Here is an 18,205-nt window from a genome sequence, read left to right as displayed (position 1 = left end):
CTATTCAAATTGTATTCCAAGAGGTTATATGTCATAATAAAAATCATTAAATATGCATAAAAAAGTGAGGGTTATACATGTCAGCTAATGAAATTATTCAAACAAAACTATTAAATTGTACACTAGATGAGATTGGGCAGTATCAAGAGCGTGTGACACGAATTCATCATGATTTGCCACAGCAGGATTTTACAGGGTGGTTAGATTTACCGTTACGAGAACAAGATGAGCTAGTGACTTCTCTTGAAAATATAGCACAGGAAGTTAAAGCTTGTGCAGATGTACTTGTTGTTATTGGGATTGGTGGCTCATTCTTAGGAGCTCACGCTGTTCAAGAGGCATTAACACCGTATTTCGGCAAGGCAGCAAATGGTATTGAGGTTATTTATGCAGGACAGCATATGAGTGGCGCTTATGTGAAGCAGTTGCTTGCTTATTTGGATTCAAAACAGGTATATGTGAATGTGATTTCTAAATCAGGTGGCACGATGGAGCCGGCATTAGCATTCCGTACATTGCGTCTATATATGGAGGAGCGTTACGGCAATAAAGCAACAGAGCGTATTATTGTGACGACAGATGGCGAAAAAGGTATTTTAAAGGGGCTTGCTGACCAAGCAGGTTATCGTCAATTTGTGATTCCAGATGATGTTGGTGGACGTTTCTCTGTGTTAACGCCTGTTGGATTATTACCAATCGCAGTAGCAGGTGTTGATATTCGTACATTATTAGCAGGAGCCAAAGATGCAGCAATCGCATTTTCAGAGGCAGATTTAGCATCGAATGTTGCTTATCGCTATGCGGTATTGCGTCATATGCTGTATGAAAAGGGCTATACAATGGAGATTCTCGCTTCCTTTGAGCCAAGCTTAAGCAAATTGGGCGCATGGTGGCAGCAGTTATTTGGAGAAAGTGAAGGGAAAGACCATAAAGGGCTTTATCCTGCAACTGTGAATTTCTCAACGGATTTACACTCCATTGGACAATTTATTCAAGAGGGTAGTCGTGTGATGTTTGAGACAGTTGTTCATTTTAATGAGCTAACGGATGATTTAGCTGTACCTTTTGATGCACGTGATGAAGATGGCTTAAATTATGTATCAAACCGTACATTTAATGAGGTGAATGCGATTTGTGAAGAGGGGACAATCCTTGCACATGCTGAAGGAGAAGTACCTGTTATTCAGCTTGCATTGCCAACATTAGATACGTATCATCTTGGTTATTTATTGTACTTCTTTATGAAGGCTTGTGGTATGAGTGCCAGCTTGCTAGAGGTAAATCCATTTAACCAACCTGGTGTGGAAGCATATAAGAAGAAAATGCAAGCATTATTAAAAGAAGACAAGTGATAGCTATTGGCGGTGATGACGTATTGATGACGGAATCGCCGCTTTTTGGTTGTTGGCATAAAAATAGCTCCTTCTGAGTTAAAGGAGCTTTCTCATATGGGTTAATAGTAAATGAGGTGGAGAGCTATTGTATTTTTTTTAAATCAGCTTCTTGTTGGATGGAGCGAGCAGATAGTAGCTCAATAACACGATGTTGGCTTTCTTGGAATGATTGAAGTTGAGTAATTTTATCATTTGTTTCAAAAACAGCTTGCTTGATTTGATGCTGCTCTAATTCGATTGAATCAAGTCGGTGTTCAATACTATCAAAACGTTGATTCATAGCTTTGTTACTTTCTTTGATTTCTTTAATTTCTTGTAAGATTTGTTGTAAGACATTTTCCATATCTATCACCTCTTTTCTTTTAGTATCTTTTTTATTATAACATATAGGCCTCATATCATTATATATTTTACTATATATATTAAATTCCCAATATCTTCATTCCATAACTTGCCCTTTGAATTGTATTATTACCCTCTTTTATAATAGAATAGTAGTCATATGTAGTGACTCAGTGATTAGGAGGTTTTTCTAGATGAAACAAAAATATAGTAAGTGGATTATTGGTGCAGCTTCGACAGCTTTGGTGGCATCAGCAATTGTACCAGTAGCAAGTGCGGCAAGCTTTACGGATATTGCAAAGAGTGACCATAAGGAAAATATTTTAGCGTTGGCTGATGCTAAAATCGTGGGTGGTTATCCAGATGGTACATTCAAGCCAAACGCATTGTTAACGCGTGGCAATGTGACAAAGTTTTTAGGAAAATGGCTAGTATCTGTAGGCTATGATCTTCCAACAGACTATACAAAAAAAGCACGTTTTACAGATTTACCAACTACAGCACCTGATAAAGAGCTTTTACAATATGCAGCGCTTGTGAAGGACGTAGGGATTTTTAAAGAAACTGAAAATAAATTAATGCACACAAGCGATATGACACGTGAGCAAATGGCGGTTTTACTTGTTCGTGCTGCACAAATTGTTTATGATCGTGATTTAGTAGCGGAGTATAAAACAGCAAAATTCAAAACAACAATGACAGACTTAGAGCTTGCCTCATCACTTGAAAGTCGTGAAGCTATTGTTGCTTTAGAATATACAGGTTTGACAACTGTGAAAACCTTCAATCCTAAAAACACATTAACACGTGGTCAATTTGCTTCATTCTTAAACCGTACAATGACAAAAATCGAAAGTTTACCAGTACCGCAACCAGAGCCAGAAGTGTTGACGGTGAAAAATGTTAAAGTAATCGATGCGACAACATTAGAAGTAACACTTTCAAATGACAAAACACATAAAGTAACATTATCGACACCATTACCAGAAAATGAGGTAACAAAAGCAGAGTTTAAAATTGATGGTGTTAGTTATTCATCAAACGTTACATATGTCGTAACGGAATTAAAAGTGAAGGCAGCTACGAGCGTGAGTGCTACACAGGTTGCTATTCAATTCAATAAAGCAGTTGATGCGAAAACAGTCTTTAAAAATGGGCTTTCAGGTGAGTTTTTAGACAATATATTGACATTACGTTCGATTGACGGCTTAACAGATGGTACATTAACAGGGGAATTAAGTGTTGATGGTAAAGTATTAAAGGTTACATCTAGTCGTTTCTTCGAGAAACGTTATGACGTTATTGTTGATAAAGTGAAAGCACTAGATGGTAATGCACTTGTTCGCTACAATGAAATCGTGAACTTTGCGAAAGATGTGGTTGCACCAACAATCGTAAGCGCAGAGCGTATTACAGCTACACAGGTGAAGGTGAAATTCTCTGAACCAATGGCAAGTGCAGGTTCTATCTCTTTTAGAGCAGCAGATGGTACACCGATTACGACAATTACAGGCCAAAATGAGCTAGTTGATGGTGGAACAGCGATTATTTTAAATTTAAGTAATGTGAGTATCCCAACGAATCGAGATATTACAGCAACTGTGATTGCAGCAGCGGATCGAGCAGGAAACTTAATCAACCCAAATCCTGCAACAGTGACATTCCAAAAAGGGGATAAAGATGGTATTGCCCCAACGGTGACAAATGTTACACAAACAGGAGCAAAAACATTTGAAATTCAATACTCAGAAGCAATTGTAGGGAAACCAAATGTTACGATTGATAATATGGCATTGAATCCAGCAAGTATTGTGATTGATGCAAAAAATCCTACAAAAGTGGTCGTAACAGCACCGAATGCGTTAGAAGGAAATCGTATTATTGCAATAGCAGGCGCTGTCGATGGTAGTGGTGAAGTACAAGCACCAATTAACCGTGTTGTGCAATTTGTGAAAGATAGTACAGCACCAACATTACTAACAGCAACTGTTGTGCAGGATGTAACAGACAAAGCAGAATACTTGGAATTTGTATTTAATAAAAATGTAGACTTAACTAATTCATTTGTATCACTGACAGGTGGTAGCTATGTGAAAGATTACATTACAAATAATGTAATGCCAATCAATAATGCCATGCTGATGTATAAATCGTTTGAACAAAAAAATGTTGTACGTGTGAAATTAGCGACACTGTTAGGCAATAACAATGCTGTTGGTGCGAAATATGCGGTAAACCTACTATTTAGTGGTGTAACAAGTGAAGCAGGCGTTCCGTTTACAGCAGCTCAAGCAGAATTTGTCCGTGGTGTAGATGGTACAACTGCGAATACAGATATGGTAGCTGTAAGCAGTATTGCACAAGGTTCTGATAACGACACGGTAGTCGTAACATTCAACAGACAAGTAGATGCTGAAACAGCAACGAATAAAGCAAATTACATTATCCAAGGTGCAGAAGTAGTATCTGCCTCTGTTAATGCAGGAAACTTAAACACAGTTATGCTCAAATTAAGAGAAGGCTCTAATACATTTACAGGCTATCGCAATGTGATTGTGCAAAATATTAAAGCAGCAGGTTCATCTGTCTTTATGTTGCCAACTACATTAACTGTAGACTTAAAAGAAAATGTTCGACCAACTGTTGTAGCGGAATTACAAACCGATTTACAAACAATTAGACTAACGTTCTCTGAAAATGTTTATCAAGGCCCTGGTGTAGCATATGATTATAGTGTTTATATTGGGACAGAGTTATATCAAACAAATGTAGATGTTCTTCTTGGCGGAGGAGCAACAAATGTGGCAACAATCCTTCTACCAACAAAAATGACAGCAGACAACTTGATGAAGGGTTTAACATTAAAACCACTTTCAACAATCGATATTCGAGATATTGCAGGTAATAAACTAACACCAGCAGATTTAAAAATTATTAATTGGTAATGATTCGAAGCTTTGTAGAGATAATTCTCTACAGGGCTTCTTATTTTGTCGATAAAGATAAAAATTTATCTTATATTCAAAATAGCGAGTGGAATCAATAGCCTGTAAAAACCCGATTAGTGAAACTACCAATCGATGGGGATGAGGAAAACCTCGCCGATTGAAGGTTCACTTATATTCATACATATTGGATAAAAAATATGAAACTTTTGATGACGTTTACATGTATAATCATAATAGATTGTTAACATTAGTGGAGGAGGTTTGAAATGATGAAAAAACGAGCATTATTTCAAGGTGCATTAATCGCTGCATTAACAACAAGTGCGATTGTAGCAGTGCCAGCGCAGGCCGCAGAAGGATTTACAGATGTAGATTATACAAAGGATTATGGTGCTGCTGTCAAAGATTTAACAGCACGAGGTATCATTAAAGGCTATACAGATGGTACGTTTAAACCATTCGCTAATGTAACGCGTGGTCAAGTGGCAAAAATTTTGGCTGGCTTATTACAATTAGACACAAAAAATGTAGAGAATCCACAGTTTACAGATGTACAGCCAAGTGATGAGTATTATGGAGCTATTGCCGCATTAGCCAATGCAGGAATTGTCGGTGCGTTTGCAGATGGTAGATTTGGTGCAGATATGATGATTACACGAGGACAATTGGCGAGTATGCTGACGGCTGCGTATGAGCTAGATTCTTATTCAGATGAAGCTAGATTGCCATTTACAGATATTGAAAAATATTCAGATGCGTACTATGCAGTTCTACCTTTATTTGAGCATGAAATAACAAAGGGGTTAACACCAACATTATTCGGCTTAAATGAAAAAGTGACGCGTGCACAGCTAACATTATTTATTAGTCGAATAGAGGCAATGCAGGCGAAAAGAGTATTTAGTACATTTACAGCCGCTACACTAAAAGCCAAATATGTAGAAGCCTATAGTGCGAATAATTTAACGGAGGATGGACAAGAAATTTTCCGTATCTATCAAGATAGCAACCAAGTTAAAATTGAAGCACTACAAGAAGGCGCAGGCTATTTTATGTTGATTGGTTATAATTTCGATAAAGATGAGAATTATGAAGTAGTAGAATCACAAAAATATAAAGTAACGGTTATAAAAGTAGATGGTCAGCTAAAAATTGATTGTCAACCAACAGATGAGCTGACACCAGGAGCTGTAACGTTTTGGGAGGAAGAACTAGGCATCAATCCTAAAACAATTAAATTAACAACGCTTGATGGGCATGCTGTAAGTGAAAAAGTTTATACGTATGCACCGATGAATTTTGATGGTTGGGATGAGGAAACGATTCCTAAGGGCGGTAGCTATGAGCTGAACTTATTACAGGCTGGCGACTATATTGCTACTGTATCAGATGATCAGGGAAAAACGGTTCGTGTAGGCATTAAGGCGGAATCGGATGGCTATGACCTTTATACATCTGCGGCCATTGAAAAAGACAGTGTATTTATCTCTACAAAAGAAATAGGATTTACGGTGAAAGAATTTAAAATGGAGCAGTATTCAGGTGCGATGTATGACCATAAAATTATAGAGGTCACACAATCAGCAGATGGGCTGACAATCAAAAAGATTGGCAAAGGTGACTCAATGTTTGCTATTCGCTTAGATGGTGCAAAAGGTGAAAAATTGTATGTTCAAGGTATGATGTTTGAAGTTAGTGGCGTTACATCACTGTATTATGAGCTAATGACGCAGGAACAAATGGAAAACCCTATTTATTAAAACGAAGAAGAGCTTGTAGCGGAGTGTGCTACAAGCTCTTTTTGCTGTTGAAAAAATAGTTTTTCAGCAATTTATTTACTTAATTTTGTCGCACCTGTCGCTACGTTTCACTCACGCTCTTTGCACAGAAAACATTTGTCGATTGTCTACGAAGTTTTGTCGAATCTCCACGTAATTTTGTCGAATGCTTACGAAGTCATGTCGATTGTCTACGAACCATCTTCCTCTTGTTTAAAATAACATATACTTCACATATCGTTTCCAGCTAAGTTCTTTAAAGTGTTGCCATTCAATTTTTTTGATTGGCATGGAGACAAAGGAACGGGCTAAAGTCGGATAGTGATTATTCATCATAATAGGTGTTCCTTCATCGAAATCGCTAGAAAAAATAGTTGCATTAGCTGTCGTGAAGGAAGGCTCGATATCCTCAAGGCGTATTTTGCCATCCTCATCTAGAATGTAGACACTATATGGATGCTTTTTAGTGGATTTAATCCAAGCTGTATCTACTTGATAGGCATCAAAGGCCTCATTGATAATAATCGATGTTTGACCGATTGTTGCATAAGGAATATTTTCCAATGGCTCATCCTGCTGTAGCATGACCTCATAAGTTCCATTTGTTGAAGCTTTGCCTAATTCATTTGCCCACAAAGATGTTTTGTCCACAGGCAGCGGTTGTTTTTGCACAACAGTACCTGTCAGCTTTTCCTCTACAAATGGTATATGTAGCTCTATGGTTTGTCCTTCCTGTACCTTTTGCCATTCATCCTTTGTTATATAAGTGAATAAGGCTTTGTCTGCTGTATAAATCTCGAAAGTTACAGTACCCGCCTCTGTTGAAATAGCTGAAATCACACCATCAACAGGGCTCACAATACCTTGACGTGCTTGCATTTGTGCGATTTGTGCCTCTGTTATAGCGATTTGTCTAGTTGTTTCTGCTATATGGCGTTGTAAAATGGCTATTGCTTCTGATGGTGTAGTCTGTTGTGCTAATTCTAATTTTACAGTGACATTTAATTGGTCACGTACTTGCTTTGCATCAATTGTACTTTTCGGATTTTTTTCACGCGGATTCATTGTGTCTATTTGTGTTAATGCTTCTTGTAAGTTGTGTAATTCATTTTTATAGGCAGTACGCTCTGATTCGAGCTTTGTTAATTCATGATCGGCTTCCGCTGTTTCATATGTAGCCAGTAGATCATTAGCATGGATAGTTTGTCCACGTTGAACAGATATCGAAGCAAGACTTGTTGCATCAGCAGAAATCGTATATGTGTTGGCTGGTACAACGATGGCCTCTTTTTTCACAGTGTCTACACGATGCTTTGCCGTTGCACGTTGAAATTCATCAATAAAATAAGTACGTGGCACTTTACTATCGCCTTTGAAGACAAAATAAGCATTAAGGCTAATGAGTGCTATCGTGATGATGACAGTCAATATGAGCCAAGGCTTTGCTTTAAAAATGTACATCAGCTAAACCCCCTTACTAGCCATTGTTGCAGTGGTAATACACTAATCATTCCAATGAAAATAGCGATAAGTAACTGTAATAAAGTAATTTTTACTAATAATAGTTTATGCTCGGCTACTTCTTCCCATTTCGCTAAGAAAACGTATTGCACGATGACTGTGAGCACTGTTGCTACAGTTAATTGATTGATTGTAAACAAGACAACCTCTGTAGAAATGGCTTGTTGAACAATGGGTGCAAAAGATAAAAAGGAAAAAGTTGTTGTATAGCCAACTGCATAAAAGACGACGAATAAAATTGCTTTCTCGATGAGTACAAATACGATGGCATAGAGCTGTACCTTTTGAATCCATTTGTAAGGGATATCCGTTAAGACGTACAGTATATATGTCACACCATAATAATGAAAGCTAAAATAAAGAATGCCAACAAAGAGAGCGCCGACCATTGATAATAGCCGAGCTACATAATAGGCATTTTGTTGATTTGTAGCAAATAGTGTAGTTAAACCTTCTGTCCCAATTCCCCAATATTCACGAGCTATGATAAGTGCCATGAACAGGAAAAAGACGACAAGCACACGTTTATGATAGCCACGAATTTCCCCATCTTCGACCGCTTTTGCCAACATAGCAGGGTGTGTTAAGCTATGCCAAAACTTATAATCATATAACATAAATAAAGTCCTTTCTGAAATACTGTATATTTCATGATTTGGTGATTTTTACACGATAGTTGTGCACTGCTTATTATTATATAGTATTCTATTAATAACTTGAAATTGTATTATAAAAACCGATACTAAAGTTAAGATATTTTAAAACATATTCCTATATCAATTTTCCTATAGATGAAAGGGTGGATATTTTGAATAAGCCAATAAGAGTCGGTGTGTTAGCGAGTTTATTGTTAGCGCCTACGATGATAGCAAATGCGCAAGAAATACAACCACAGGAAGTTTCACAAGTCACTTCTTATACGAACGCAGTAGCAGTAGATGATACGCAACGAGCAGCGATAATTAAACAATATGGTGCTTTAACGGAAAAATCGACAGCGGATGCGATGGTTATTGCCAAGCGAGATTTAGCTCTTTTAAGCACTGCTGGTTTTAATGATGAAGAAATTTCATTTATTACAGCAAAGTACAATTATATTGAAGCTCAAAAAGCGCAATTGGTAAAGCTAAAAGAGATTGGTACAGCAATTAATGCATTATCATATACAAGTAAAACATTTACTACAGATGTACCAAAAGTGGAGAATGATTATGAAGCATTTCTTACATCTTATGATACGGTACAATTTGATTTTCAAGGTGCTGTAGATGATGCAACACAGGATATTAGCGAGGCAAAATCGATCGTTAATGCTGTAACGGGTACATCACTACAATATGGTTACAATGAGACTGCTCGTAAAACCTATTTCAAATCCAATGGTGCTGACATTGCGAAGCTAGAGAAATTTATAGTAGATGCAGATGCTGTTAAAACAACGATAAATATGCTAGATGCGCTTATCGATGTGTTGGGGGCAACCAATTCTTCAGCAGCTGATATTATAAATGCTGCTGCGGCTGTAACTGTAGAATATACGCCATTAACGACAGACCAAAAGAAAATTATTGTTGCCTATAATCCTAAAGATGCGCAGGTTACGCCTTATAAACAATATACAAATGTTACAGCGAGCCAACTATCCTCTGAAAAAGTAAAGACTAGCCTAAATAACTTTTTAAATAAACAACCTACTGATTTTAAAGCAGCTTCTAATTTTATTAGTGAGGTTAAAGGTATTGAATCAGCTTATACAAAACTAAGTGTAGAATCTCAGCGCTTATTAGCGACAGAGTATGGTCAATTTACACCTTATAAAGCAGCAGCGGCTGTATCAGAGCAAATTACAAAGCTGCGTCCATCGAATCGGGATGATTATCGAACAGCGGCGGCAGCGGTAAAAGAGCTGTATGATGCTTTAACAAAAAAAGAGTATGTTAAAAATTATACTGACTTAGAGCGAGCTATAGCAAATATTGATGCGGCTACTGTCATTGAACAAGAGATTAAAGCGATTAATGGTGCGACAGATAAAATCTCAGCGGTACAAAAAGCAAGAGAAGCGTATACTACACCAAAACCAAAGCTGGATGGACAAACAATTGATGCGGCTACTGTAAAAAAAATCGTCAATAATTTACCAGAGCTGACGAATGCAGAAAAGCAATATAAGGCAGTGTTAAATGTCATTACACTGGTGAGTAAGCTAGAGCCAACTGCCAAAGATTATGTGAATAAAGCAAAGGCAGCGAGTGCGGCATATAATAAACTAGATGCCACACAGCAAGGCTATGTGAAAACATATGATACTAATAAATTAGAAAATAAAATCATCGCTATGGATATGGTGGCACGTATTGAGGCATTGAATAGTTCAAAGGCGGATTATAGTGAAACAGTAGCGAAAATTAAGACAGATTATGATGCATTATCGTTAGAAGTGAAAGCACTAGTGACAAACTATTCTAAAGTCACAGCATCCACTAATGCGATGACAACAGCGAAAAATTTTGATGAGCGTGTTATTGCTCTAGCGAATGAGTCAGATGCAACATTCGTAGCGAAGCTAGCTGCATTATCAGCAGAATATAAAGAATTTGATAATAGTATTAAAAAGTTAGTGAAGGAATATAAAACATTACAAACCTACGAAAAAAATAATGCTAATGTCATTAAAGTTATTAATTTAATTACGGCATTGAATCCAACAAATAAAGATTATGCGAAGAAAGTATTAGCAGCACGTCAAGCGTATAATGCACTTGATATCGTGTCTCAAAAACGTGTGACAAATTATGAGAATTTAGTAGCCGTTGAAGATGTGGCAACATTAATTGCTTTAATTGAAGCATTAAAACCGACAAGTAAATCATTCATTAATGACTTAAATACAGCAAGAAAAATGTATAATGCTTTACCAGAGCCGAAAAAGCAAGGGATTATCAACTATGAAAAGTTGGTACAAGCGGAAGCGGAATTGAATACAGCGCAGAAGGTTATGGAATTAATCGACCTAGCTGTACCTGATAGTGAGGATTATTTGACAAAGCTAATGAATGCTCGTGTGGCATATGACAAACTAGATAGTGGGCAGAAAAAGCTCGTAGCCAATTTAAAGGACTTAACAGAACGTGAAAAGCTCGTTAAGCCTATTTTAACAGTAATGGTGCAAATCGATAATTTAGATCCAAGCTCAAGCCAATTTTTGAGCAAAGTCAATGCAGCATTGAAAAGCTACGACAAATTATCGAAAGAGCAAAAAAAATACGTTCATAACATGGCAACATTGCAAAGCTATGAACCGTTAGCAAAAGTGATTGAATTGATTGGTAAACTGAAGCCATCTAGTCCAACATTCCAATCAGATACAACACATGCGCGCTCAATGTATAATGCGCTTAGCACAGAATTGAAGCCGTATGTGTCAAACTATAACTTGTTACAAGCAGCAGAGGCGAGTATTTTAGGAGCGGGCAATGTCCAACAAATGATTGAGGACTTACCATCTGTGGAGCCAAAGCAATATGTGAAACGCATTGCGGAAATACGTGCAGCTTATAATGCATTACCACGAGACCAGCAAATGGCTGTGTCGAACTATAAAACATTGCAAGAACAAGAAAAATTGGTGAAGCCTGTTATTAGTATTGTCGGGGAAATTGAGAAATTAATGACATCGAAAAATATGGATAGCCAATACCAAAAGATTTTAAAGGCCTATGACAATTTAGATGCGACACAACGTAAATATGTATATAATGACCAGCTTCTTTTATCACTAGATAATGTAATTAAAGTTTATAAGAGTATTGCGTCATTAAAACCGAGTGATAAGCTGTATTTTGGTATGATTGAATCTGTTCGTAGAGATTATGACAGCTTAAATTCAGTGGATAAGCAACGTGTATCCAATTATTCGATTTTACTGGAAGCTGAGAAACAGATGAGCGATGTTAAGAAAATGGTGGGCATTATTTCAAGTTTACGTCCAACATCTAGCACGTATTTAGAGGATGTGGCGAATGCGCTGGCGGCGTATAAAGCATTAGATTCAAAAGTGCGTGGGCAAGTATTAAATTACGATGTATTGAAGCAAGCGGAGAAGGATGTAGCTTCTGTGTTAAAAGTGGTACAAGCTATTGGCGAAATTGACCCGAATGCCTCGACGTATGAACGAAAAGTGGTCGCAGCTCAGAAGCTCTATAGTGCATTGACACTTGACCAGCAAGGATTAGTATATAATTACCGCATTTTACAAGAGCATATCAATGAATTAGGACTGGAATAAGAAAAGAGGGCATAGTTCCTCTTTTTTTATTTTTAACACATAATGGGAGGTTTCAAAGATGAGAAAAAATGCATGGGCATTAGCAATGATAGCTGTCACAGTACCTTTTGTAGCGGCTATACCTACTACGGCAGCTACTATGCCTTTTAGTGATATTCACAATAGTGGAAATGAAGTAGAGCTCTATCAAGCTGTGAATGATTTATATCAAGAGGGGATTGTGTTTGGGACAACGGTTACAACGTTTAGCCCATATCAATCTTTAACAAGAGGAGAAGCTGCTTATTTTTTAGCAAAAGCGTTACATCTAGATACAGAGCAAATAGCAAATCCAGGCTATATGGATGTACCTACTACACATCCATACTATAAACATATCGCAGCTTTAGCAGTAAAAGGCATTATTCAGCAAGGAGCTAATTATTACCCAAGCAAGCCTATTACACGTAGTCAAATGGCCAAAATTTTAACAAAAGGCTTTGAATGGGAACTTGTGACAAGTAATGAAAAAACTTTTTCAGATTTTACAAAAGATAGTGAAACTAATCAGTATATTCAAACGTTATTATATTATAGAGTGACGCAAGGAACGAGTGCTACGACCTTTTCACCATATGCAAATGTACAACGAGGGCAAATGGCTTTATTTTTACATCGTGCTTTGCAAACGCAAATGTATATTGTTAGTGTGGAATAGCCTACTCTCATGTGCTCCGCTAAGAACATGAACTAGATGAAGGGAAGTGATGGGGATGTTAAAAAAAATGTCTCATGTTGTTGGGATGTCTGTAGTGTTGTTGACAACTTTTTACTGTATGTCATTGACAGAACCATCACAAATCGTGAAGGCTGCAAGTACAGCAAAGGATGTTGCCACTACTCATTGGGCAAATAAAGAGATTAGTAGTGTGTTAGAAAAAAATTATATGACACTGTATGAGGATGGTTCTTTTAAGCCAGAACAACCCATTACAAGAGCTGAAGCAGCGGCAGCCATCGCACACTCAATGGCGATTTCATTAAACAGTTCGACTGTTCCACAGTTTCAAGACGTGTCTGCAACATCTCCCTATTACAAAGAAATTTGTGCTTTAGTGGAGTTACATATTTTACAAGATAATGATTATTTCCAGCCAGAAGCACCGTTAAAACGTATGCATATTGCGAAAATGCTGACACTTGCATATAAAATTGAAGTCGATGCAGTCAATCGAAGTGAATTTACGGATGTACCAAATGGACATTGGGCAAAAGATTACATTGAATCTCTTGCAGATGTAGGGGTGATTAAAGGAGTCAATATAAAGCAATTTGCACCGGATCAATATGTAACACGTGCACAATTTTCTTCTTTATTAGTACGCAGCTTAGCCTTTACGACTCAAGTTCAACAAAGAGAAGTCGCCTATGACTATTTATCGAAAAATTATATTCCGACGAAGAATTATTCAGAGACAATGGCGAATGACGTCATTCGTTTCATCAATCATGAGCGTCAGCAAAAGAAGCTAGGTTTATTACAAACAGATGATGCATTAACACAGGTTGCTGTCATTAAGGCACAGGATATGGTGAATCGACATTATTTTGATCATAATTCGCCTTATTATGGGATGCCATGGGATTTAGCGACATTATTTGATTATCCTTATACAAGTCTAGGAGAGAATATTGGAAGAAACATTCCGACCGCAGAAGCGGCTGTAAAGGCATGGATGGCATCTCCATCACATCGAGAGAATATTTTACGAGAGAATTATACAAATACAGGCGTAGCCATTGCAGCTGACAGTAAAGGAAATTATTACTGGGTCCAACTATTTTCTAGCCAATAATTAGTATTTTTTAATGTAACAAAGCATCTCGAATGTTACAGGAATGTTACAAAGCATCATAATATCTATTAGAAAATACCTATATTTGCAATGCTGATATATAACGAAATGTTGATATATCAGCGTTTTTCTACGTTTTTGAAACCGTTACACAATTGAAAAATAACAACCGCCCCTTTTATGATAGTCTATGTATATGCAAAAAGTTCTGAGAGGGGCATTACAAACGTATGAAAAAGAAATGGTTATTACCGATTTTTGCATCATTTATGCTATTTACAACAACTAATATAAATAACGCTGAAGCAGCATCTACATCAGATGTATCTGAAACAGCGACAAAATACTTAGGCATTCCATATCTTTATGGAGGTACAACTACTAGTGGCTTAGATTGCTCAGGCTTTACATCTAAAGTATTTGCAGATTTAGGCATCAAGTTAAATCGCACATCAGGTTCACAATACCAGCAAGGTACAGCAGTAGATAAAAGCGATTTACAAGTGGGCGATTTATTATTCTTTAACACAAGTGGCAGTGGTATCTCACATGTAGCAATATACATAGGCGATGGCAAGATGGTCCACTCTCAAACGGGTAAAGGTGTTAGTTACTCAAATGTCAACGATCCATATTATTGGGGTTCTCGTTATGTTGGTGCGAAACGTGTAGCAACATTCGATAGCGCACAACAAGAAGCAGTAGTGGCACAAGCAGAAGTGAAAGAAGCAGCAATCGATTTCTCTGTTTACGCATCTCGTGCAGAAGTGGCAGAGCAAATTGCGAAAGCACTTAGCTTAGATACTTCTGATAAAAATACAAAATTTGCAGATGTAAAACCAACATATGCACATGCTGGCGCAATTGCAGCAGTAGCAAAATTAGGTATCTTTGAAGGTGATAGCAATGGTAAATTCAATCCATCTTCACCAATGACACGTGCACAAGCAGCAAAAGTATTAGTAAAAGCATTTGGTTTAGCGCAAAATGGTGATGTGGTAACATTTGCAGATGCTACAGCAGATCATTGGGCAAATGAATTTGTATCGATTCTTGCATCAAATGGTATTACAACAAATAATGACAACTTCGGTTATGATGACATGCTAAAAGTAGAACATTTGAAAACATTTATCGAACGTATTACAGAAATCAAATAAAAGTATGCCGTCTTATTTTAAGCATGGGCTACGCTTAAAATAACAAAGCGCAGAGAAGTTCTTTATAAATAGTATATAGATGGAGAGTTTGCATATGCAGACTCTCTTCTTTTTTGGAAAAGTTACATTCGTATGATAGTTTTGTTGGTAACTTTTTGTTAGAATAAAATACAAGAACAGGAAGGGAGAAAATAGGACATTGTTTTTAAAGAAAATTAGTTTTATGTTGTGCGTCTTATTGATTTCAGCTTCTATGTTTTCAGTACATAGTGCACATGCAAACAGTGGTTTTCAAGATGTAACCCAAAAGCACGAAGCATATGAAGAAATCAATTATTTAGTAGGTTTAGGTGTAATCAAAGGATATACGGAAAAAGGAAAAACGTATTTTAAACCTGGTAATAACGTGACACGTGGACAAGTAGCGAAAATGGTCGTTGTAGCATCAGGTAACAATCCGTTAGTTGTGAAAAAATCGAGTTTTTCTGATGTCGAAGTGGGCACAGAGCTGTCAGGTTATGTGGAACGTGCGATACAGTTAGGTTATTTTAAAACGAATGTAAAAGGTCAATTTTTACCGAATAAGCCTTTAACACGTGATGAAATGAGTTATGTGCTAACAAAAGCATTTAAGCTAGATGCAAGTGAGTATGAGAATATTGATTCACCTTTTGAGGATGTAGCGATTACACATCCGTATGTGCAATATGTTAATACCATTTATTACAATGGTATTACAAAAGGTAGTGGTCAAAATTATAAACCAAATAGTCAAGTAACACGTGCACAGTTTGCTTTATTTGTAGCTCGTGCTAAAAGTGAAAAATATCGTTTAGAGCTACCTGTGAAAGGGGTCAATGTACCTGATACATCTCAAGTAATTGGCTTAGTAGCTGTGACAACAGATGGCTTAAATATTCGCAAAACAAAGGATACTGCTTCAGCAACAAATATTGTTGGTACAGTGAATAAAGGTGGTAAATTATCGGTTTATGCGACTGAAGGTGATTGGTTAAAAGTGACATATAAAGGTGCATTTGCTTATGTATCGAAAGGCTATGCACAATTTTTAGATGCAGATGGTAATACATTAGGGAAATCCCAAAAACAAGTGACAACGACACAAGGCATTAACCTGTATGTGAAACCAACCTCCTCATCTAAAATCATTACAACGATTAGTAGTAAAGAAAAATTAGCTGTATATAAGGCTGTAGGCGGTTATTATTTAACATTAGTTGATGGTCTTCCAGGTTATGTTGTGGCAAGCAGTACAGAGGATGTAGAGGTTGCACCACCACCTACACCGAAACCAGATCCTAAGCCTGAACCAACACCAGATCCAGACCCAGACCCAGACCCAATTGTACCACCCGTTGTTACAGGTGATTTAATCGGTCGAACAACAGTAGATAACTTAAATATTCGTCAAGAAGCCAATTCAACATCTACAGTAGTAGGTAAGCTGAAAAAGGGCGCCTATGTACAAGTGAATAGTATCACTGGCTATTGGGCACAGGTAACTTATGATGGTCAGATAGGCTATGTGCATAAAACATATTTAAAGCTATTAAATCAAAATGGTAATGCGTTGAAGGACCGTGTCATTATCATTGATCCAGGGCATGGTGGGAAAGATCATGGCACAGTTACAGGTTCAAATTCTGAAAAAACTATTACTTTAAAGGTTAGTACGATTGTGAAACAAAAGCTTGAAGCAGCAGGAGCTAAAGTAATGATGACTCGCACAGGAGATACGTATCCATCTTTACAAGATCGTGTTGACTTTACTGATGCGAACTATGGCGAAATTTTTGTGAGTATTCATGTGAACTCAGCAGGTAATACTTCTGCACAAGGTACAGAAACATATTATGCTGTGACAACAGGAGATATGTATCAAGAGGAGATTGACCTTGCGACATTCGTGAACAATCAAATCGTGAGCAATTTGAAGATGAAAAATCGTGGTGTAAAAGAAGAACAGTACTATGTAATTCGTAATATGGTGATTCCATCTATTTTAGTAGAGTTAGGCTTCCTCTCAAATGAGAGTGATCGAGCTAAACTGACAGATAATCAATACACTGAGCTTTTTGCAGATTCGATTTATAAAGGGATTGTCCAGTATTATACAAAACAATAATAAAAAAGAGGCAATTATGCTCTTTAAACTTTCAATAAAAGACATCAAGATATCCACTCTTGATGTCTTTTGTAATTTTTTATTTAGCCGATAAAAATTAATAGATATACAATCACTTTATAGGGATTTGTATCAAATGTTCATTATAGTGATTATTCGTATTTTATGTACATGGGTAGCATCAATAAATACGTAATCTATAAAAGTTCCAAATTCATATCTTTTAAAAATATAACCAAAAATCTATAAATTATATAATTGATATTGAAAAACTGTAAAGAAACTACTCAGCTTTTTGAGTTTCTTTACAGTTTAATTGGGAAAATAAATTATTGTCGATTCATTATTTAGTAAAGTAATCTGAACTGCGGTGTTCTACGCCACCAGCATTATAAATGTATAGAACTTCATATGTACCAGATGGTAAAGAAGCCACATTAGTTGTTACTAAACCTGTGTTCCAGAAGCCATTAAAACTTTCTTCAGTAATCACAGATGAAATACCACTTAATTTAACATTTTTATTTGAATCTTTAATGTACCAGTTTGCAATCCTACCTGTATGTGAAGCGGTAGTGTCTACGAAAAATTGGAAATTATGTTCAATTAAATTAGTTCCTATAAAGCGGACGTTAGTTTCATATGAAATCATTCCAGCTTCAGCTTGTATAGGGTTTGCTAATTCAACAACCCCTATAGAACCAATTGCACCAAATGCCATTGCTCCAGCTAACATTGCTTTACCTAACTTTAATTTTGATGATTTTAAGCTCATTATGATACCTCCGATTAT

General features: G+C 36.8%; 12 protein-coding genes. 8 read left to right on the top strand and 4 right to left on the bottom strand.

Translation table 11 applies throughout. From position 1 onward, the window contains the following. Positions 1–77: 77 nt before the first annotated feature. Complete coding sequence (locus tag OPF91_RS04985) at positions 78–1,352, top strand: glucose-6-phosphate isomerase (protein WP_264987585.1); 1,275 nt, start codon at positions 78–80, stop codon at positions 1,350–1,352. Positions 1,353–1,476: 124 nt separating this feature from the next. Here the strand turns inward: OPF91_RS04985 and OPF91_RS04980 are convergent, their stop codons facing one another. Next, positions 1,477–1,737: a hypothetical protein gene (locus OPF91_RS04980; RefSeq protein ID WP_264987584.1), complete on the bottom strand. Its 261-nt coding sequence runs from the start codon at positions 1,735–1,737 to the stop codon at positions 1,477–1,479. Positions 1,738–1,930: 193 nt separating this feature from the next. Here OPF91_RS04980 and OPF91_RS04975 point away from each other — a divergent pair, with 193 nt between their 5' ends. Together OPF91_RS04975 and OPF91_RS04970 are read left to right on the top strand one after the other, a co-directional pair. Then, entirely contained in the window at positions 1,931–4,681 is a 2,751-nt protein-coding gene (locus OPF91_RS04975) for an S-layer homology domain-containing protein (protein WP_264987583.1), read from the top strand. A gap of 269 nt (positions 4,682–4,950) precedes the next feature. Continuing rightward, a complete protein-coding gene (locus OPF91_RS04970) occupies positions 4,951–6,444 on the top strand; it encodes an S-layer homology domain-containing protein (RefSeq protein WP_264987582.1) in 1,494 nt (497 codons plus the stop codon). Positions 6,445–6,675: 231 nt separating this feature from the next. Here the strand turns inward: OPF91_RS04970 and OPF91_RS04965 are convergent, their stop codons facing one another. Both OPF91_RS04965 and OPF91_RS04960 read right to left on the bottom strand, forming a co-directional pair. Continuing rightward, positions 6,676–7,923 carry an efflux RND transporter periplasmic adaptor subunit gene (locus OPF91_RS04965; protein WP_264987581.1) on the bottom strand — a complete coding sequence of 416 codons (1,248 nt, stop codon included), beginning with the start codon at positions 7,921–7,923 and terminating at the stop codon, positions 6,676–6,678. Then, the gene (locus OPF91_RS04960; protein WP_264987580.1) at positions 7,923–8,600 is read right to left on the bottom strand and encodes a hypothetical protein; all 678 of its coding nucleotides are present in this window, start codon (positions 8,598–8,600) and stop codon (positions 7,923–7,925) included. Before OPF91_RS04960 ends, OPF91_RS04965 begins: the two co-directional genes overlap by 1 nt. Before the next feature lie 191 nt (positions 8,601–8,791). On the opposite strand from OPF91_RS04960, the gene OPF91_RS04955 reads away from it, so the two are divergent. The 5 genes from OPF91_RS04955 to OPF91_RS04935 all read left to right on the top strand — a co-directional run bounded on the left by OPF91_RS04955 (position 8,792) and on the right by OPF91_RS04935 (position 17,412). Beyond that, positions 8,792–12,271, top strand: coding sequence for a hypothetical protein (locus OPF91_RS04955; protein ID WP_373877025.1), 3,480 nt, complete (start codon positions 8,792–8,794; stop codon positions 12,269–12,271). Between the two features lie 58 nt (positions 12,272–12,329). Next, complete coding sequence (locus OPF91_RS04950) at positions 12,330–12,968, top strand: S-layer homology domain-containing protein (protein WP_264987578.1); 639 nt, start codon at positions 12,330–12,332, stop codon at positions 12,966–12,968. Positions 12,969–13,023: 55 nt separating this feature from the next. Next, positions 13,024–14,106, top strand: coding sequence for a CAP and S-layer homology domain-containing protein (locus OPF91_RS04945; protein ID WP_264987577.1), 1,083 nt, complete (start codon positions 13,024–13,026; stop codon positions 14,104–14,106). 230 nt (positions 14,107–14,336) lie between these two features. Then, positions 14,337–15,266, top strand: coding sequence for a C40 family peptidase (locus OPF91_RS04940; protein ID WP_264987576.1), 930 nt, complete (start codon positions 14,337–14,339; stop codon positions 15,264–15,266). Between the two features lie 199 nt (positions 15,267–15,465). Next, on the top strand, positions 15,466–17,412 hold the full coding sequence (locus OPF91_RS04935; RefSeq protein ID WP_264987575.1) for an N-acetylmuramoyl-L-alanine amidase: 1,947 nt from the start codon (positions 15,466–15,468) through the stop codon (positions 17,410–17,412). A 343-nt stretch (positions 17,413–17,755) separates the two neighbouring features. On the opposite strand, the gene OPF91_RS04930 is transcribed toward OPF91_RS04935, so the two are convergent. Continuing rightward, positions 17,756–18,187 carry a hypothetical protein gene (locus OPF91_RS04930; RefSeq protein ID WP_264987574.1) on the bottom strand — a complete coding sequence of 144 codons (432 nt, stop codon included), beginning with the start codon at positions 18,185–18,187 and terminating at the stop codon, positions 17,756–17,758. Positions 18,188–18,205: the final 18 nt, after the last annotated feature.

The sequence above is a fragment of the Lysinibacillus piscis genome (assembly GCF_026012395.1).
GTDB classification, from domain to species: domain Bacteria; phylum Bacillota; class Bacilli; order Bacillales_A; family Planococcaceae; genus Lysinibacillus; species Lysinibacillus piscis.
This window is presented reverse-complemented; position numbering and strand designations above follow the sequence as displayed.

Excerpts from the sequence above, each read along its gene's own strand:
- OPF91_RS04950 (WP_264987578.1), top strand. The coding sequence starts at position 12,330 with ATGAGAAAAAATGCATGGGCATTAGCAATGATAGCTGTCACAGTACCT.
- OPF91_RS04945 (WP_264987577.1), top strand. The coding sequence starts at position 13,024 with ATGTTAAAAAAAATGTCTCATGTTGTTGGGATGTCTGTAGTGTTGTTG.
- OPF91_RS04930 (WP_264987574.1), bottom strand. The coding sequence starts at position 18,187 with ATGAGCTTAAAATCATCAAAATTAAAGTTAGGTAAAGCAATGTTAGCT.
- OPF91_RS04965 (WP_264987581.1), bottom strand. The coding sequence starts at position 7,923 with ATGTACATTTTTAAAGCAAAGCCTTGGCTCATATTGACTGTCATCATC.
- OPF91_RS04940 (WP_264987576.1), top strand. The coding sequence starts at position 14,337 with ATGAAAAAGAAATGGTTATTACCGATTTTTGCATCATTTATGCTATTT.
- OPF91_RS04985 (WP_264987585.1), top strand. The coding sequence starts at position 78 with ATGTCAGCTAATGAAATTATTCAAACAAAACTATTAAATTGTACACTA.
- OPF91_RS04980 (WP_264987584.1), bottom strand. The coding sequence starts at position 1,737 with ATGGAAAATGTCTTACAACAAATCTTACAAGAAATTAAAGAAATCAAA.
- OPF91_RS04960 (WP_264987580.1), bottom strand. The coding sequence starts at position 8,600 with ATGTTATATGATTATAAGTTTTGGCATAGCTTAACACACCCTGCTATG.
- OPF91_RS04970 (WP_264987582.1), top strand. The coding sequence starts at position 4,951 with ATGATGAAAAAACGAGCATTATTTCAAGGTGCATTAATCGCTGCATTA.
- OPF91_RS04975 (WP_264987583.1), top strand. The coding sequence starts at position 1,931 with ATGAAACAAAAATATAGTAAGTGGATTATTGGTGCAGCTTCGACAGCT.